Origin of the sequence: Brevibacillus daliensis, from assembly GCF_021245735.1 — a bacterium.
Classification (GTDB): Bacteria; Bacillota; Bacilli; order Brevibacillales; family Brevibacillaceae; genus Brevibacillus_B; species Brevibacillus_B daliensis.
Window position 1 is genome coordinate 420,772 of sequence record NZ_JAJISB010000001.1, and the last position, 17,787, is coordinate 438,558.

Annotated in this window: 17 protein-coding genes and 1 pseudogene; 6 read left to right on the forward strand and 12 right to left on the reverse strand. The window is 41.5% G+C overall.

Annotated elements, in window-relative coordinates; genetic code table 11:
* Nucleotides 1-3 precede the first annotated feature (3 nt).
* Together LM917_RS02095 and LM917_RS02100 are read right to left on the reverse strand one after the other, a co-directional pair.
* Nucleotides 4-516, reverse strand: a complete 513-nt coding sequence (locus LM917_RS02095) for a MogA/MoaB family molybdenum cofactor biosynthesis protein (RefSeq protein ID WP_232695757.1) — start codon at nt 514-516, stop codon at nt 4-6.
* A gap of 217 nt (nt 517-733) precedes the next feature.
* Nucleotides 734-1,441, reverse strand: a complete 708-nt coding sequence (locus LM917_RS02100) for a pirin family protein (protein WP_232695759.1) — start codon at nt 1,439-1,441, stop codon at nt 734-736.
* Nucleotides 1,442-1,611: 170 nt separating this feature from the next.
* Between LM917_RS02100 and LM917_RS24915 the strand changes: the two genes are divergently transcribed.
* From LM917_RS24915 to LM917_RS02110, 3 genes and pseudogenes are all read left to right on the forward strand, one after another.
* On the forward strand, nt 1,612-1,986 hold the full coding sequence (locus LM917_RS24915) for a hypothetical protein (RefSeq protein ID WP_507236589.1): 375 nt from the start codon (nt 1,612-1,614) through the stop codon (nt 1,984-1,986).
* Between the two features lie 140 nt (nt 1,987-2,126).
* A pseudogene (locus LM917_RS02105) lies at nt 2,127-2,486 on the forward strand (potassium transporter TrkG); the annotation flags it as partial.
* A gap of 105 nt (nt 2,487-2,591) precedes the next feature.
* Entirely contained in the window at nt 2,592-2,969 is a 378-nt protein-coding gene (locus LM917_RS02110; RefSeq protein WP_232695761.1) for an SET domain-containing protein, read from the forward strand.
* 109 nt (nt 2,970-3,078) lie between these two features.
* On the opposite strand, the gene LM917_RS02115 is transcribed toward LM917_RS02110, so the two are convergent.
* A complete protein-coding gene (locus LM917_RS02115) occupies nt 3,079-3,228 on the reverse strand; it encodes a hypothetical protein (protein ID WP_232695762.1) in 150 nt (49 codons plus the stop codon).
* Nucleotides 3,229-3,278: 50 nt separating this feature from the next.
* A complete protein-coding gene (locus tag LM917_RS02120) occupies nt 3,279-4,505 on the reverse strand; it encodes an MFS transporter (RefSeq protein WP_232695763.1) in 1,227 nt (408 codons plus the stop codon).
* Between the two features lie 249 nt (nt 4,506-4,754).
* Here LM917_RS02120 and LM917_RS02125 point away from each other — a divergent pair, with 249 nt between their 5' ends.
* The gene (locus LM917_RS02125; protein ID WP_232695764.1) at nt 4,755-5,903 is read left to right on the forward strand and encodes an MORN repeat-containing protein; all 1,149 of its coding nucleotides are present in this window, start codon (nt 4,755-4,757) and stop codon (nt 5,901-5,903) included.
* 199 nt (nt 5,904-6,102) lie between these two features.
* Here the strand turns inward: LM917_RS02125 and leuB are convergent, their stop codons facing one another.
* From leuB to LM917_RS02160, 7 genes are all read right to left on the reverse strand, one after another.
* Complete coding sequence (gene leuB, locus LM917_RS02130; RefSeq protein WP_232695966.1) at nt 6,103-7,200, reverse strand: 3-isopropylmalate dehydrogenase; 1,098 nt, start codon at nt 7,198-7,200, stop codon at nt 6,103-6,105.
* 136 nt (nt 7,201-7,336) lie between these two features.
* The gene (locus LM917_RS02135; RefSeq protein ID WP_232695767.1) at nt 7,337-8,869 is read right to left on the reverse strand and encodes a 2-isopropylmalate synthase; all 1,533 of its coding nucleotides are present in this window, start codon (nt 8,867-8,869) and stop codon (nt 7,337-7,339) included.
* A gap of 100 nt (nt 8,870-8,969) precedes the next feature.
* The gene (ilvC, locus tag LM917_RS02140; protein WP_232695967.1) at nt 8,970-9,962 is read right to left on the reverse strand and encodes a ketol-acid reductoisomerase; all 993 of its coding nucleotides are present in this window, start codon (nt 9,960-9,962) and stop codon (nt 8,970-8,972) included.
* Nucleotides 9,963-10,003: 41 nt separating this feature from the next.
* Nucleotides 10,004-10,504, reverse strand: a complete 501-nt coding sequence (gene ilvN / locus LM917_RS02145; RefSeq protein ID WP_232695770.1) for an acetolactate synthase small subunit — start codon at nt 10,502-10,504, stop codon at nt 10,004-10,006.
* 1 nt (nt 10,505) lies between these two features.
* A complete protein-coding gene (gene ilvB, locus LM917_RS02150) occupies nt 10,506-12,233 on the reverse strand; it encodes a biosynthetic-type acetolactate synthase large subunit (protein ID WP_232695772.1) in 1,728 nt (575 codons plus the stop codon).
* Nucleotides 12,234-13,023: 790 nt separating this feature from the next.
* Nucleotides 13,024-14,211 carry a sulfate adenylyltransferase gene (sat, locus tag LM917_RS02155; protein WP_232695774.1) on the reverse strand — a complete coding sequence of 396 codons (1,188 nt, stop codon included), beginning with the start codon at nt 14,209-14,211 and terminating at the stop codon, nt 13,024-13,026.
* A gap of 28 nt (nt 14,212-14,239) precedes the next feature.
* On the reverse strand, nt 14,240-14,935 hold the full coding sequence (locus tag LM917_RS02160; RefSeq protein WP_373688744.1) for a phosphoadenylyl-sulfate reductase: 696 nt from the start codon (nt 14,933-14,935) through the stop codon (nt 14,240-14,242).
* 265 nt (nt 14,936-15,200) lie between these two features.
* Between LM917_RS02160 and LM917_RS02165 the strand changes: the two genes are divergently transcribed.
* Together LM917_RS02165 and LM917_RS02170 are read left to right on the forward strand one after the other, a co-directional pair.
* Nucleotides 15,201-16,829 (forward strand): nitrite/sulfite reductase, encoded by a 1,629-nt coding sequence (locus tag LM917_RS02165; RefSeq protein WP_232695775.1) that lies wholly within the window; start codon nt 15,201-15,203, stop codon nt 16,827-16,829.
* A 71-nt stretch (nt 16,830-16,900) separates the two neighbouring features.
* On the forward strand, nt 16,901-17,110 hold the full coding sequence (locus LM917_RS02170; protein ID WP_232695778.1) for a DUF3906 family protein: 210 nt from the start codon (nt 16,901-16,903) through the stop codon (nt 17,108-17,110).
* A gap of 60 nt (nt 17,111-17,170) precedes the next feature.
* Here the strand turns inward: LM917_RS02170 and LM917_RS02175 are convergent, their stop codons facing one another.
* A complete protein-coding gene (locus LM917_RS02175; RefSeq protein ID WP_232695779.1) occupies nt 17,171-17,719 on the reverse strand; it encodes a hypothetical protein in 549 nt (182 codons plus the stop codon).
* Nucleotides 17,720-17,787 lie beyond the last annotated feature (68 nt).

Here is a 17,787-nt window from a genome sequence, read left to right on the forward strand (position 1 = left end):
CCATTATATCGTTCTCCGCAGTTCTCTGACAACATGTCCCAGTTCGGGTAAAATTAATTTTGTCATTGCCAATTTAACTGCTCCGCTTGAGCCTGGTGTAGAAAAGACTCCTTTACCAAGGTAAGTACCAGCAATGGCTCTGCTTAATATTGCTGCGGACCCGATATCTTCATTGTAGCTTAGCATGCGAAAAATCTCGCCAAAACCAGGCATCTCTTTATCCAGGATTGTCTTCACTGCTTCATAAGTCTGGTCGCGAGTGGCAATACCAGTACCCCCATTAAGCAGAATAACATCCACCTCATTATGCTCTACTCCTTGGTTTATCGCCATTCGTATTTCAGCCGGGCTGTCTTTGACGATTTTATATATAGTGACTTGATGACCATGCTCCTCAAGTAAGGTTCTCATTAAGTGACCGCTCTTATCAGTCTCCTCTGTACGAGTATCAGAAACTGTTATCACCATCACGCCAATCTTGGTCGGAGCACTCTCTTTATGTTCTTTTACGCTCACTCATGATCCCTCCTTTTCCTGTGTCAATGATTTACTTATTTTCTCATGGATTCGTCGGATAGTAAAATTTTTATACACAAAACGGTCATGACAGTTTTGGTGGACCGCAAGCGGTCACATTCCAATTTCATGAAAAACGTCGAGACGTTTTTCACAGAAAAAACCGCTTTATCATCGTTTTGATAAAGCGGATATCTTAGTAGTATGCAGTTTTCTTCTAGTAAGGTAAATCAATCAACATGAAATAGCTGTCCTTGTTCGCTTCAATTGAAAGCTCAGGTAGATCAGTAATTCGAGCAGAGTCACGTCTTTCCAGTTTTTTATCACCATCCAGAGTTAGTGAACCCTCGATGACAAACAGAAAAATACGACGTCCCACTTCTTGTGTGAATTGCAGCTTTTTCCCCTCTTGCAGCTTGGAGAGATAAATAGTCATATCTTGATTAATCGTTGCTACTCGATGTTCCTGTTTTTTCGATGAAACGACAGGTAGCAATACATTCACCATCGCTTCTTGTTCATATGCAAACTGCTCATAAGAAGGTGCTAAACCATAAGTAGCTGGCTCGAACCAGAGCTGTAAAAAGTTCGTTGTGCCATCCAAGGAACCGTTATATTCGGAATGCAGGATTCCAGTTCCCGCTGACATGCGTTGGATTTCCCCAGGAAACAATGTTTCTTCGTTACCTGTACTATCTTTATGGCTTAGCGCGCCATCCAAAACAATGCTGACAATCTCCATTTCTTTGTGAGGATGCGTTCCAAAGCCATATCCGGCCTTAACATAATCGTCATTTAAAACACGCATCGGACCAAAATTCATGTTAGCAGGATCGTAATATTCAGCAAAAGAAAAACTAAATGAGGAATTCAACCAACCATGGTCGGCAACAAATCTAGAAGCAGCAGGGTAAATGGTAAACATATATAATCACTCCTTCAGGATTATTCGATATTTCTTTGTATAGTGCTATCTTACTTTCCTTACTTACAAAAATCAAGTAACTAACTTATTTTAAAGTTTTTTATTGAAACTTACCCTCAATTCTTTCGTATACACTAGAAAACTTGAGAAAGGGGGCTTCCCGTTTCGACATGTCACTCTTAGTGAAAATTCTCCTAGGCTCAAGCATTCTTCTCCTGTTTTACACCCTTGCACGCAGATATTTCCACCCAAAGCGGCTTTTTAAACAAGCACAAGAAAAAGGCCAGATGTACATATGGGATGCATCCCATAATATAAGACGCAATCTTTGGATCACCTACAAATCGGCAACATTTGAGGGTGAAAAATTTACAAGGGACAATAAAACATCTGGAAGTGTCACACATCTTATTCTTACCCCTTCGCCCACTTCTAACTATCACCATTTAACTTCTGAAGATTACAAAAAGCTGGAACTGGTTCTACAAAAAGCATATCCCCATGCCCTTATCAAATGGCCCTCTTCCGTTAAACAGAAGTTATGATGCATGTTTACCTCCATGAGTTATTCTCAGGGGGTTTTTGCTATAGAATAAATCGTTGCAGAGATAGTGGCTTATCTGCTATTTTTTGAGAATGCTACATAGATACTTGTAATGATCATCACTGCTTTACCAATCAAGTAAAAATCCAAGGGAAAGAGGATGTTGTCTTTTTCCGTCAACGCATTCTACCTACCATGATCTATAAATCACTAACAGTGGTAATGATCGCTCAGTTTATTGTTATTGGAGTAACGATGATGCTGACGATCACGGAGCCAGGGCAGGATTTCCTTATGCTTCTCTTTGAGTCAGTTTCTGCATTCGCTACGGTTGGTCTTTCCATGGGAGTAACACCTGAGCTATCGCCTCTTGGAAAAATAATTATAACCATTACTATGTTCATTGGGCGGGTCGGTCCATTAACGATTGCTTTTGCTCTTGCACAAAGAAAACGTAAAGAGTATTTCCGCTATCCGAGTGGAAAAATCATGATTGGATAGCAACTAGTATGATGGTAATATCAGTTACTTGTTGCATTTGTTTCATTTACCTGTCACACTAAGTACTGAAAGATAACTTCTAGAAAAAGTGTAGGTACCTATTCAATGATAGAAATAAAGAAGTCAACACTTAGTAATGGTGAGTTTAATAGAGGGGTATTCGCTAAGCAGCATATTGCTAAAGGCGCACTTATCCATCAAGCACCTGTTATTGCTTATCCTAATGAAGAGCATGAGCATATCGAAAAAACCTTACTTGCCGATTACGCGTTTGAATATGGAGAAGAGCATACTGCCATTCTGCTAGGTTATGGAATGCTGTTTAACCATTCGTATCAACCTAATGCCATTTATGAAATCAACTTTGAGAATGATACGTTTGATTTCTATGCTTATAAAGATATTAAAGCAGGAGAAGAGATTCTCATCAACTATAACGGTGGTGTCGATAACGACGACCCACTATGGTTTGAAATGGAATAGTTGCCGTTTCAATTTGTCATCGAAAAAGAATGGATAGGGGCCTCAGAAATTTTCTGAGGCCCCTATCCATTTCGCTTTGTTATTTACAACAACATTTTATCTTAGATAATTAAATGATGTTTATTACATTTATGATTGGCACACTATAGCAATATAGCAACAAGGTCGAGTTGTCAGAAGCATCTTGTGCTGATGCACGAAAACCAAATGTCATCAACATCATTGCAACTAAAGCAAATGAAACTATTTTCTTTCCCATGTTATAAACCTCCTTACATTTTGGTGATTCATGGGCAATTCCCGACTTACTTAAGTAGAAGGCATTTCTTCTTTTTTAAAAATGGACCTCGTTGAAATAATGATGGCTAATCCACCCAACATAAACATCGTTAGTAACGTATAAGAAAAAATAGCGCCGGTAAAGCTGATCGTGTTGGTGAAACCCAAAAGTAGCAGTGATCGAAGGACTAAACCGCTCGTGTTAAGAAACCCATTTACCCTTCCCATTAACGTATATGGGATTACATGCATCATCATCGTTTTGCGTGTAACACGAGAGCCTGCGTTTCCGAGCCCTAACAAGAGACTCATTGTGATAAAAACATAGGTAGTCTGAACAGACACAATACCTAGTAAACCAACGATAAAGATGGACAACATGATTACAGTGGTCTGAAACATGCTTACTTTTTTCAGTAGGATTGGTATCATAATACCACCTAATATGGCACCGACTGCATATACAATTGAATAAATGCCATATATATGAGCACCTTCCATTAACGTTTGGTAGACATACACAGGTGCCAAATAGTTATCCATCATAATTACAATAAACGGGAACATGGAGCACAGCATAAAGAAAAACATCTTCTTATGTTGGCGTAGGTATGTATATCCTTCACTGAATTCAGTCTTGATCCCAATCCGCCCTGAAGTAGATACTTCCAAATCCTTTTTCTGTTGATAAGGGATCACTTTTACTGCCACGTAGCCAATAACATGCGTAATAAGATTAATAGCTAAAATATAGCCAATGTCGATTTTCCCTACCAATAGTGCAGCAATCCCAGCGCTAATCATCGATGCAGTCTGTCCTTGTACTTCTAATGCACTGTTTAATTGGTAATACTGGTCTCTGTTGAAAATCTCCTGGCAAAATGCCATTTGTGCAGGATATTGAATCGAATAATAAATGCTAGGGACAAACATCATCAGAACCAGAATACTTGTTGAAAGCTGACCGCTTATAATAGCTATGACAGAAAGCGGTAACAAAATGACAAAGCTGAATACATCGCTCAATAGGATCAAACTTTTACGGGAATAACGATCAATCACAATTCCCATATACGGACTGATGAAAAATAGCAATAATGTTCCTGCTAACATTTGATAGCCCATGATAACTTCCCCGCCAGATTTTTGCAATAAAAGCCACGGCAATGCAATTGATGTAATACCGATTCCAATCGATGAACTAATGTTAGCTAGTAATAAGAGATAGAGTCGTTTGTCACGATAAATGGATTCCATGCCTGTCACCTACTTTTTATACGATACCTGTATTATACAACTACTTTTTATACATTAATATATAAAATATTTAAAAAATATTTTACTTTCCTACAAATGAGCAATAACTCCTAGATAAAAAGTACTAACTAATCTAGCCTTTACTGTCGATACTTAATAATGGATGAACAATTTGGGAACATCAAAAAATATGGAAAGGAGGATCAATGGAGTAGTTAGCTCATAAAGACTAGTCTCCATTACGATATCATGAAAAAAATTCTACCTATATTTATATTAGTCTCACTTCTCGCATTTAATGGAGTACTTTATTATAAATTCTACAAAGAGATAAAAGGGTCTGAGCCTAGAGCATATGTACAGCCAGTAAATGCTTCGACAGCTACTATGGATCAAACAAACCCAACTAGTCAATTAGAAGAAAATCAAGTCACTCCTTCTCAAGGTGAACCAAAAGAAGTATCCGCAGCTGATTCAAAAACGGTTGCTTCATCACCACCAACTAAAACTGCAAAACAGACAACCATCAAAGAAACAACAATTAACATTTATGATGAGACGTACAAGTACATAGGTGAGACTGTTAACGGAGTTGCTAATGGACAAGGTACAGCATATTACAAGAATGGGAACAAACGATATGAAGGAGAATTTCTGAATGGAAAACCTAATTTCGTAGGCAAATCCTATTTTGAAAATGGAAGTGTTCGATCGGCAGGAACAAGAACGAACGATGTCATTCAATTGACCGGCTATAATGAAGACGGAAGCCGATATTCCGAAATAACGAATAAAGAGAATAATAAAGTAGGCATAGGAAAAATTTATTACCCGAATGGCCAAATACTATTTTCAGGACAAGTGTCGTCTGAGTCCGGTCTCCCAAATGGCCAAGGTACTGAATTTCATCAGAATGGGAACATGAAATATATCGGAGCTTTTAACAAAGGCAGGTATCATGGTTCAGGAAAATTCATTACAGATGATCAAAGACTTTCTTACGAAGGCCAATTCATCTCTGGTGATTTAGGAGGCGGTAAGGCCAAGTTCTATGAAGATGGAACAATTTACTACGATGGAGAGCATCAACAAGGTGTTTACCACGGTAAAGGAAAATTCTACATGAACGGATCTATTGCCTACGAAGGTGACTTCGCTAATGGTATCCTAAGTGGTACAGGAAAAATGTACGATAACGGCAAGCTCGTGTATGATGGCGAATTCATTGATAACATGCCAACAGGCAACGGCACGAATTATCTAGGGAATTCAAATATACAAATCAGTTTCACCATTCGAAATCCTGCAGTCATTCAGCATAATGGGGGATCATTTAATGTACCTGATGGTATTCGAATTCCTTCCTATGGTGAGGTGCAAGAATCTCTTTCACAATAGAAGTCTGTTGAATAAAACAAGAGATCCTCATGCAAAAACCGTTTCCCGGTATTCCACCAGGGAACGGTCTTTTCGTTTTTTCTGAAAGTGCCAGAGTTACGTTAAAAACTCCTACTGGCTATTCATTCCAGTAGGAGTTCCATTCCTTGTTATACCGTGACATACATTATCGTAGGTCATTTGCACAACAATTCCTATTTTATTTAGAGACAAATTGTTTCTTCATTTCTTCACGAACCAATTGCCCCATCTCAACTGTTCCTAGCGCTTTGCTGCGATCATCTGTCAGATCACCTGTGCGATGACCCGCATCAAGGACTGCCCAGACTGCATTTTCAATTCGACCAGCCTCTTCATCCAGGTTAAGCGAATAACGAAGCATCATCGCTACGGAAAGAATGGTTGCTAATGGATTCGCAATGCCTTTTCCAGCAATGTCAGGCGCTGAACCGTGCACTGGCTCATATAACCCGAAGCTACCTTCTGCCAAGCTGGCAGAGGAAAGCATTCCGATGGAACCTGTTAGCATCGCAGCTTCATCGCTCAAGATATCCCCAAACATGTTTTCTGTCACAATAACATCGAACTGTTTCGGTGCACGAACCAACTGCATAGCGCAGGAATCGACCAACTGATGAGTCAGCTCCACATCTGGATAATCCGCACCTACTCGTTCTGCTACCTTACGCCATAAACGAGAGCTCTCCAGAACGTTTGCCTTATCAACAGAAACCAGTCTTTTATTCCGTTTCCGTGCAATATCAAATGCGGAGCGAATGATGCGTTCTACCTCATCTTCACGATAGATCAAAAGATCCTCAGCTGTATCCTGTCCGTTTTCATCCGTGTATCGTTTTTTCTCTCCGAAATAGATACCACCAGTCAATTCACGAACAACCATCAAATCAACGCCTGATACTACTTCAGGTTTTAGGGATGAAGCTTCTACCAGGCTTTTGTGCATAGTAGCCGGACGTAGGTTCGCAAATAATCCTAATGCTTTGCGAATTCCAAGAAGGCCTGTTTCTGGACGAAGATGTCCAGGATTGTTATCCCATTTTGGACCACCTACAGCTCCTAACAGTACAGCGTCAGCATCTTTACAGATTTGAACGGTAGCTTCTGGAAGCGGAGTACCATCCTCATCAATCGCACAACCGCCAATGCGTCCGTAGGAAATTTCAAAAGAATGACCGGTTTGCTCAGTTACTGCCTCAAGTACTTTGACCGCTTCTGCTACTATTTCAGTACCAATACCATCCCCAGGCAGGACGGCAATTTTAAATGTTTTTGTCATGGCCAGCTCTTCTCGCTTTCCTTCAGTCTTCTTCTTGTCTCTACTTCTCTCTAACTCGTCTAACCCACGTTCTATCTGTATCACTCTATCCATGAACCAGAACCTTGGATTTGTTTCCCCCATGTAGCCTAAAACGTTAGGCAATTGGTTCAAAAACATCTCCGCGTTGCTTGATTAACTTATTAATGGCACGAACATAAGCAATTGCACTTGCTTCCAGAACGTCGGTGCTCACGCCACGTCCTTGAGAAAAAAGTTCGCCTTGCTGTAAGCGGACGAATACTTCACCCAGTGCGTCTTGACCAGTTGTAACTGATACAATTCGATAATCAATCAGGGTAAAATCCTCACCTACTGCTCGATCGATCGCTTTGTAAATTGAATCAACTGAACCGTTTCCAACCGATGCTTCTTCTCTAACTACACCATCTGACGTAACGATTCTTACGCTAGCAGTTGGTGTCGTCTGATTTCCATATGCAAGCTGAATGGATTCGATACTGTATAACTCTTCTTGCTCAGCCATTTTTGCATCAATCAAGGCAAGAATATCGTCATCTGTAACTTCTTTTTTCTTGTCGCACAAAATCTTGAACTCTGCAAAAGTTTTGTCGATTTGCTCTGATTCAAGGTGGTATCCAAGCTCCTCCAGTTTACCCTTGAAAGCATGGCGACCTGAGTGCTTGCCAAGAACCAGCAGGTTTGACTTATATCCAACTGTTTCCGGCTTTATGATTTCATATGTTGATTTCTCTTTTAGTACACCATCTTGGTGAATACCTGACTCATGAGCATATGCATTTGCACCAACAATCGCCTTATTACCAGGTACAATCATACCCGTCAATCGGCTCACAAGCTGGCTAGTACGAGCAATTTCCTTCAGATGCCAGTTCGTATGCACGTTAAAGTAATCTTTGCGAGTTTCAAGAGCCATCACGACTTCTTCTAATGAAGTATTACCTGCACGCTCTCCAATTCCATTAATGGTTCCTTCTACCTGAGTTACGCCTGCTTCAATCGCAGCAAGACTGTTTGCTACAGCTAATCCCAAATCATCATGGCAGTGACAGCTTAGCTTAATGCCATCTACCTCAGGAACCATTCTTCTTATTTCCCGGAACATATTGCCATATTCAGCAGGTGTCAAGTATCCAACCGTATCAGGTAGGTTAATAACAGTTGCTCCGGCAGCAATTGCTGCACGAACTACCTCAGCCAAGTAAGGAATCTCAGTACGTCCTGCATCCTCACAAGAAAACTGCACATGGGAAACATATTGTTTCGCATATTTGACAGAGGCAACTGCATTTTCAATTACCTCTTCTTTGCTCATACGCAGTTTATGTTCACGGTGAATGGGTGATGTTGCCAGGAAAACGTGAATTCCTGGGTTTACAGCATGCTTTATTGCTTCATATGATTTATCAATGTCGACTGTTTTAGAACGAGACAGACTTATAACAGTCGCATCCTTGACTCGCTTTGCCACCTCTGCCACGGACAAAAGATCCCCAGGAGAAGCAGCGGCAAAACCTGCCTCGATTCGTGATACACCTAGTCGTTCGAGTTGGAGGGCGATCTCCACCTTCTCATTTAGGCTTAAATTTACTCCAGGTGATTGTTCTCCATCTCGTAACGTTGTATCAAAAATCTCTATAGTACGCATTACATTTCCTCCTCCCAGTTCTCTTTCATTGCCCACTTTGGGCTAGCTTACATTGCATATTTACTTATTGTAGGGTAGTTATACTTGTGAGTTGTCTACCTTATTTCTTGTCAATCCACGCCATCATGTCGCGTAGTTTGCCACCCACTTGCTCGATGCCATGTTCGCTTTCAATACGGCGAGTTGCATTGAATCCAGGACGGTTTGCCTGATTTTCCAAGATCCAGTTGCGTGCAAATGTACCATCTTGGATTTCAGCCAGTACTTTTTTCATTTCTTTACGAGTTTCTTCTGTAATGATGCGTTTGCCTACACTGTAGTCACCGTATTCAGCTGTATCACTGATGGAATGACGCATACGAGCTAGACCACCCTCATACATCAAGTCAACGATCAGCTTCAATTCATGTAGACATTCGAAGTAGGCGATCTCAGGCTGGTAACCTGCTTCAACCAATGTATCAAAACCAGCTTTAACCAACTCAGTTGCCCCACCGCAAAGTACGGCTTGCTCACCGAACAGGTCCGTTTCTGTTTCTTCACGGAAAGTAGTTTCGATAACACCAGCTTTCGTGCAACCAATACCGCTAGCATAAGCTAAAGCTGTTTCCATTGCTTTACCGCTGTTGTCTTGGTGAATCGCAACCAGACCAGGTACGCCAAAGCCTTCAACATATACACGGCGAACCAGGTGACCTGGACTCTTAGGAGCTACCATGATTACATCAACATCAGTTGGAGCTACGATTTGACCAAAGTGGATATTGAAACCATGAGAGAAGGAAAGCGTTGCTCCTGCTTTCAGGTTAGGCTTGATTTCTTCGTTATACACTCTTCCTTGATGTTCGTCTGGAAGAAGGATTTGAATGAGATCAGCTTGTTTTGTTGCTTCTGCTACCGTGAAAACTTCAAAACCATCTTCTGCTGCCTGATCCCAAGATTTCCCTGGGCGAAGACCGATAATGACACGATTTCCACTATCACGAAGGTTTTGTGCTTGAGCATGACCTTGGCTACCATAGCCTACGATCGCAATTGTTTTTCCAGCTAGCGTTTGTTGGTTAGCATCTTGTTCATAATACATTTTCATAATCGGGTTTCCTCCCAGAATGTTGTGATTTGTTTTTTTACGTGTTACGCATAAATAAGTGATGTATTAAGACAACGCGACATGGCGACAGTCCCTGTGCGCGTTAACTCCTGAATTCCGTAAGGTTGCAACAATGCAACCAATGCATCTACCTTGCCAACGTCCCCTGTTACCTGAATAATTAGTGATTCAGGTCCAATATCGATAATAGAGGCACGGAAAGGTTCTACAATTCCATTAATTTCGGCTCTAACAGCTGGTGCTGCCTGAACTCGAATCAAAGCGATTTCTCTAGCTACCATTGGATCTTTACTCAAATGATCGACGGATATGACATCAATCAATTTAGAGACTTGCTTAATTAACTGATCCAACTGTTTTTCATCACCGTTTGTTGTGATAATCATACGGGAGAGACCAGGCTCTTCGGTTGCGCCAACCGTGATGCTATCGATATTGAAGTTGCGCTGTCCGAATAGAATGGCAACTCGTGTTAACACGTTGGGTTGGTCGTTTACGTGAATTGCTAATGTATGACGCTCCATTTTATTCCTCATCTCCCAACATCATTTGATCTAAGGTTGAACCAGCTGCTACCATTGGGAAAACATTTTCACCAGATGCAACACGGAAGTCAATAACAACTGGACCGTTATAATCCAGAGCCTCTTGCCATACTGCACGAGCTTCTTCAGACGTAGTCGCTCTCATTCCTCTTACACCGTAAGCTTCCGCCAATTTTACGAAATCTGGACTGCATGTAAGATCAATGGAACTGTAACGTTGATCATAGAAAATTTCTTGCCATTGACGAACCATTCCCAAACATTGGTTATTAATGATAACTATTTTAACTGGCAACTTATATTGTGCGAGAATTGCGAGTTCTTGATTCGTCATCTGGAATCCGCCATCACCTACAACGCTAATTACTGTGCGTTCAGGAAAAGCCATTTGTGCTCCAATTGCCGCTGGAAAACCGAAGCCCATCGTACCTAGTCCACCGGAAGAAACAAATGAACGAGGATTTTTGAATTTATAGTATTGCGCTGTCCACATCTGATGTTGACCAACATCCGTGGTTACAATCGCTTCCCCATTTGTTGATTCATAAATGATTTCCAGTACTTCTTGTGGTTTCAAAGTTCCATCTTTTTTATAGCTGTATGGATATTGTTCTTGCCACATGTGTAATTGCTTAATCCACGCTTCAGATGCATTTGCTTTTACCATTGGAAGAGCTTTCGTCAGGGTGCTCTTCACATCACCTGCTACAGTAATGGCTGTCTCTACATTTTTACCAAGCTCTGCCGGATCGATATCCACGTGGACAATCGTAGCATTCGGTGCGAACTCTTTCGTTCGTCCCATTGTGATACGGTCATCAAAACGTGCTCCAAGTCCAATTACACAGTCCGCATTCATGAGTGCCTGATTAGCTGTAAAATTGCCGTGCATACCTGGCATGCCTAGCGCTAATTCATGAGTTCCCGGGAAGTTCCCCAATCCCATAAATGTGCTGATTACAGGAATGCGCGTTTTTTCTGCAAATTGCAAAAGCTCCTCATGTGCACCTGCTGCAAGAATTCCTCCGCCAGCAAGAATGACAGGGCGAGTTGCTTTTCCGATCGCTTCCACAAACGCCTCCATATCCTCATCTGTTGGAATTCGTGTTGGATGGTAACCATGAATATTTACTTCTTCAGCTGGATAAAAAGGAGCTGAAATGTTGCATACATCTTTCGGAATATCAATCAATACAGGACCTGGTCTGCCTGTTGATGCAATAAAAAATGCTTCTTTAATTACTTTTGGCAGATCGCGAATATCTCTCACGAAGTAATTGTGTTTGGTAATCGGCATGGTAATTCCCGTAATGTTCGCTTCCTGGAATGCATCCGTTCCGATTAGATTTTGTGGCACGTTACCTGTTATACAAACAAGTGGCACAGAATCCATTTGTGCAGTTGCGATACCCGTGACCAAGTTTGTTGCGCCTGGGCCAGATGTTGCTACTACTACACCAGTTTTTCCTGTTGCTCGTGCATATCCGTCAGCTGCGTGGATTGCACCTTGTTCGTGTCTTGCCAAAATGTGTTTTAGCTTGCTGGAATAAAGTGAATCATAAATTGGGAGAACCGCACCTCCCGGGTAACCGAAAATATGTTCAACACCTTCCAGCAGCAAGCAACGTAGTAGGGTTTCTGCCCCTGTCAATTCTTCCCCAAATCTCATTTCCGGCAACAGACGTGTCTGTTCAGCGGTCGATATCATGTTCTCTCCTCCCTCTCATTTCAAGCAATCTTACATAATTACTAAAAATAAATACAAAAAAATCCTTTCTCCCCCGACACACAAAAGTTGTCAATTGGGGCGAAAGGATTCGCGGTACCACCCAAATTTGCTGATTCCTCACGGATAATCAGCCTTGGACAGCTCAGTTAGCAAAGCTACACTGACTGTCAACGCGATAACGAGCGTCATTCGGTTCCACCTACTAAATGAATGTTTCATCGTTCAGCGAACAGCTCAGAGGTGAGCGATCATTACATTCTTGTCTGGTTCTCAGCTATCCAGACTCTCTGTGAAAGAAGAGGTAAATGATGTTGTCCTCATCAAAGCTAATGTATGAATATTTGAAGCCTTAAGGAAAGGTTCAAATTGTCTGAAAATAAGTGTTATGAATGATTATAGCTACCGTCAAAATAAGTGTCAATGAAATCAAAATCTTTTTTTCGAAGTTTTTTCCGAACGATTGCTCAGTAGGAAGCTGATTCATATTGAATCCCTTGAATGAAAGCGCATACAAAAATACTTTGTTTTATCTGTACTTTTTTTTGCCACATGCTAATTAACTGGATATTAATGTATATTTTCTCCTTATAATTTTCTGTATTTTTTAAATAATGTTCAGTTTTTACAATCCTTTCTTTTATAAATCTTTTCGAATTAATAACCTGACATTTACTTTATACCAACGAAAAAAATGCAGAAATCAGCCATGATCTCTGCATTTTTTTGCCTTATTTTAAATATTTTTGATAAATCAAATTAGGGATCATGATTATTTTTTGATTTTTTCTCTTTCCACTGACTCTTTCTCCCGCAGGCCATTAATTAAGATGCAAGCTACCTCAGGTCGAGAAAATTCGGGCGGAGGTGTCTCCCCTTTTCTAAGTAGCTCTCTCACTTTTGTTCCAGAGAGAACGACATGATGCTCTTTTTCATGAGGACAGGTCTTCGTTGTTGCCATCCCCTGGCAAGCCGTACAGTAAAAACTATGTTCGAAAAAGAGCAGCGTAATTCCTAGTTCATCAGGTGAGAAAGAAGAAAAAATATGTTGTGCATCATACGTTCCATAGTAATCGCCCACTCCCGCATGATCACGACCAACTATAAAATGAGTGCAGCCATAGTTTTTGCGCACCATAGCATGAAAGACCGCTTCCCTAGGACCGGCGTATCTCATAGCCGCAGGAAAAGCTCCTAGAAAAACCCTATTCTCCGGATAATATTTTTGAAGCAGAGCAAAGTAGCTCTCCATTCGTACTGCCGCAGGTACGTCATCCGATTTTGTCTGTCCAACCAATGGATTTAGAAATAACCCGTCAACAATTTCCATTGCTGCTTTTTGGATATACTCATGAGCCCGATGTACCGGATTGCGTGTCTGAAACCCGACCACTGTTCGCCATCCCAGTTCTTTAAACATTCTCCGTGTTTCGCTTGGCGTATAGTAGTAATCAGCAAATTGCTCCGGTTTCGGACGCTGCAATACCTCAATGTTGCCTCCAACGTAATAATCTGGTCGATCGTGTAAATTGGCGACACCAGGGTGTGCCACATCCGTTGTCCGATAAACATGCAGAGCCTCTTTTTGCTTGTTAGGCTGATACACATCGGCTACGGTTAAAATTGCATAATCAATGCCATCTTGCCCGCGTAAGAGTAGCTTTTCACCTTTTTCCAAGTCGCTGTACTCTTCTGTCACAGCAAGTGTTATAGGTACAGACCAGATCGTATCATCAGGCAATCGCATTTTATCCACAACACTGTTATATTCTGCTTCTGTTAGAAACCCGGTTAATGGTGAGAATGCTCCAATGGCGATACAGTCAATGTCAGATAATGTCCACTCATCAATTGTCCAGACTCTGTAATGTCTACTTGCCTGCCTGTACTCATCCAGCCTTTTCGGGGAAATCATTCGATTTATCAGTAATCCCCCATGTGCTAATGCGCGTTCTGCCACGTCCCTATCACCTTTCCTTTTTAGCCGTTTATTTATGCAGGCCACATTCCGTTTTTTCAAATCCTGACCAGCGTCCAGCTCGTGGATCTTCACCAGGTAATACCTGACGGGTACAAACCTCACATCCAATGCTTGAATAATACTGATCATGAAGTGGATTATAAATAACCTGATGCTCCCTGATATATGCCCAGACATCATCATTCGTCCAGGCGGCTAACGGATTGAATTTAACTAGATTAAATTTGCTGTCCCATTCCACCTTTTTCGTATGGGCACGCGTTGGCGCCTGATCACGCCGTATCCCTGTAATCCAGGCAGTGTACTCTCCCAGAATGCGTGTTAATGGCTCCACTTTTCGCAGATTGCAACAAGACGTAGGGTTTGATTTCCACAACTCATCTCCATACAAGTTTGCCTGCTCTTCTAATGTAATTTGTGGCAATATTCTAATAAATGATGCCTGATAGTGCTTCTCTATTCGTTCAATCGTTTCGTATGTTTCTGTAAAATGTTTGTTCGTATCCAGATAAAACACAGGTGTACCGGGAGCAATTTTTTGTAACATGTCAATGAGAACTACATCCTCAGCACCAAAGCTGGATGCCAGCACAATATCATTCCCAAATTGCGCCGTTGCCCAAGCAAGAAGTTTTTCGGGCTGTTCCTCTTCAAATTTTGCAGCCAGATCCTCAAGCTCTGGCAAGGAATACTCCATACTCATACTTCTACCCCTCTTTCACAACATTTACGTTCTATCTTATGTTGGTACTTGCATGATGGATACTTGCCTACTGATTTCAATAAATACATATAATTCCGATGTATTTTATTGGTTTTGTTTTGTCTGTCTATCATAGTAGTTCCAATTCCATTGATTGTCAATTATGTAAATTCATTATTTTCTCGTTGACCATACCTTCTCAAGCGAGTATACTCAATTCAAAGTATTCCGACAAATAATGTATGAATTAAAAGGAGGACTAGGTATGGCAGATCAACAGCAGCGCCCATGGGAATCAGATAAAAGCAAATTAAGCGCTTTTGAACTGACAAAACTGGATCGTGAAGGCTTGTCGATTATTGAGACCATTCGTGAACGTGCTTCGCAAGGGTACAGTGCATTTAGTGAAGAAGATCTCGTATTTTTTAAATGGGCAGGGGTTTATGAGCAAAAGCCAAAAGGTGAAGGTCACTTCATGATGCGCGTTCGAATACCTGGGGGCATCCTTACTTCCGAACAGACGCGTGCTCTAGCAGCAATCAGTCGTGATTACGGCCGTAATGTTGTTGATGTAACAACAAGGCAAGCCATACAGTTTCACTGGCTAACCACTCAGTCTCTTCCTGATATTTTTGACCGTTTGGAGCAAGTAGGTCTTTTCTCTTATCAGGCCTGTGGCGATGTACCTCGCACAATCGTTGGGAATCCACTCTCCGGCATTGATCCTCATGAACTAATCGATACCGCACCGCTTGTTGAGCAATTGGAGAAACACTTCTTGCTCAATCCGGAATTTGATAACCTGCCTCGAAAATATAAAATCTCTATTTCAGGAAATATCTACAATACAGGACATGCAGAGATAAATGACTTGGCGTTTACTCCTGCCTCCAAAGTGATCGATGGAGAAGAGCGTATTGGCTTTCATGTTTGGGTGGGCGGTGGTCTTTCAGCCAAACCGTATCTGGCAAAGCAACTAGGAATTTTTGTTCTGCCTGAAGATGTGGTTAGGGTAGCAGACGGTGTTACGAAAATCTTCCGTGATAATGGCTATCGCCAGAAGCGCCATCAAGCCCGTCTGAAATTCCTCATGGCTGACTGGGGACCGGAAAAATTTACAGAAAAATTGTTGGAACTGATTGGTTCGCTGCCTGAACAAGGGAAAGATCGGACTGATGGCTGGAATGCTGGATATTTTACTGGTGTTCATAAGCAAAAAGGTGACGAACTGAATTATGTGGGTCTCCTCCTACCTGTAGGAAGGCTTACAGCAGAAGATTTCGCTGAACTGGCTGATTTGACTGATCGTTATGGCAGTGGTTCCGTTCGTACTACCAACTCACAAAATATCATTCTCCCTAACATTCCCGACGAAAAACTGGAAAGCTTGCTAGCTGAGCCACTGTTACAACGGCTTACACCTTTTCCTCGTACTTTTGTTGGCTATGCAGTTTCCTGCACGGGGAACGAATACTGTAATTTGGCTATTGTTGAAACAAAGGCACGCATGCTCTCCATCGCTACCTGGCTGGATGAACATGTCGAATTGGATACGCCTGTCCGTTTGCATATGATTGGCTGCCCCAATTCCTGCGGACAGCAACAGATCGCGGATATTGGTCTGCAAGGCTCATTGGTTAAAACAGAGAGTGGGACGGTAGATGCCTTCGATTTCTTTGTCGGGGGAAGTCTTGGACCAGATGCACAGTTTAATAGCCGTCTTAAGGGGCGTGTAAAAGCAGATCGTGTTGCTCCTGTTATTGCTCAACTGCTGGAACTATATAAAAAAGAGCGTCTAGCAGAGGAAAAATTCCATCAGTTTGCTAGACGAGTCGGTACACCCAGAATTCAAGAGTATTTCTCTGATGTGATTGCAAGTGTATCTGCATCATAACAGGGATCATCCCGATGTATATCATGCAATCTGAGGGGAAACCCCTCTAGATAGAGAAAAAGGTGACCGCCATGTTTTTGTATCATGTGGAAATTAGTACGACGGATGAAAAAAATCTGGTAGCTGTAGTTATTGCAGATTCAGACGATGCCGCTTTTAAGTATGCGCAAACCTTGGCAAAACGACAGTTCTCTCCCTCGCAAGAAATAAAAGAAAGTACAATCATCGAAAAGAAATATCTAGAAAAAGGCAGAGGATATGTTTTTCAAACCTTGGAATAAAATGAAAATAGGGCTCTTGCAAGATGTAATCTGCAAAGGCCCTTTTTTTAGTAATGGATTTTACGAGCCAGTTGAACTGCTTCCTGAACCGAAACCAGATTTCATACCAGATGATGATCCGAAATCAGAGTCTGATCCTGAACGTGGGCTAGTTGGTTTTGCTGAACTTCCAATTTTATTAGAAGTACCACTTTTTCCTTTTATGCTACTATATCCGGCAGCCGTACCTGCGAATAGAAACATAGCAAGCGGAATGCTAGAATATGTGGAATCATAAGTAGTATCTTCGCCATTGATCGAGATATCATCCAGATACTCCACGAATTCCGTTTCGTCATATGCGATACAATTCGTTTCTATATAATCTTCTACTTTGGTTAAATCCAATCCTGGATAGGTCTCTTGAAGATGTTGCAAGTCAACCTCTTCTCCACAACCACTACTATCCGATAATGACAATACCTCTGGTTCAACTGATTCAGCATCACTTGATGACCACTCGCTATTTAATTGCAGGTTACTAGAGCTCGTTTCAGAGCCACATCCAGTCATGATCATCGCCGTCGTGATGAATCCCGACATTACCTGTGCTGTCCCTGATTTCTTCATAATCATCTCCCTTTATGAATCAATCATACAATAATTTACAATTTTCTAATACCATAAGCTGGTGCTCC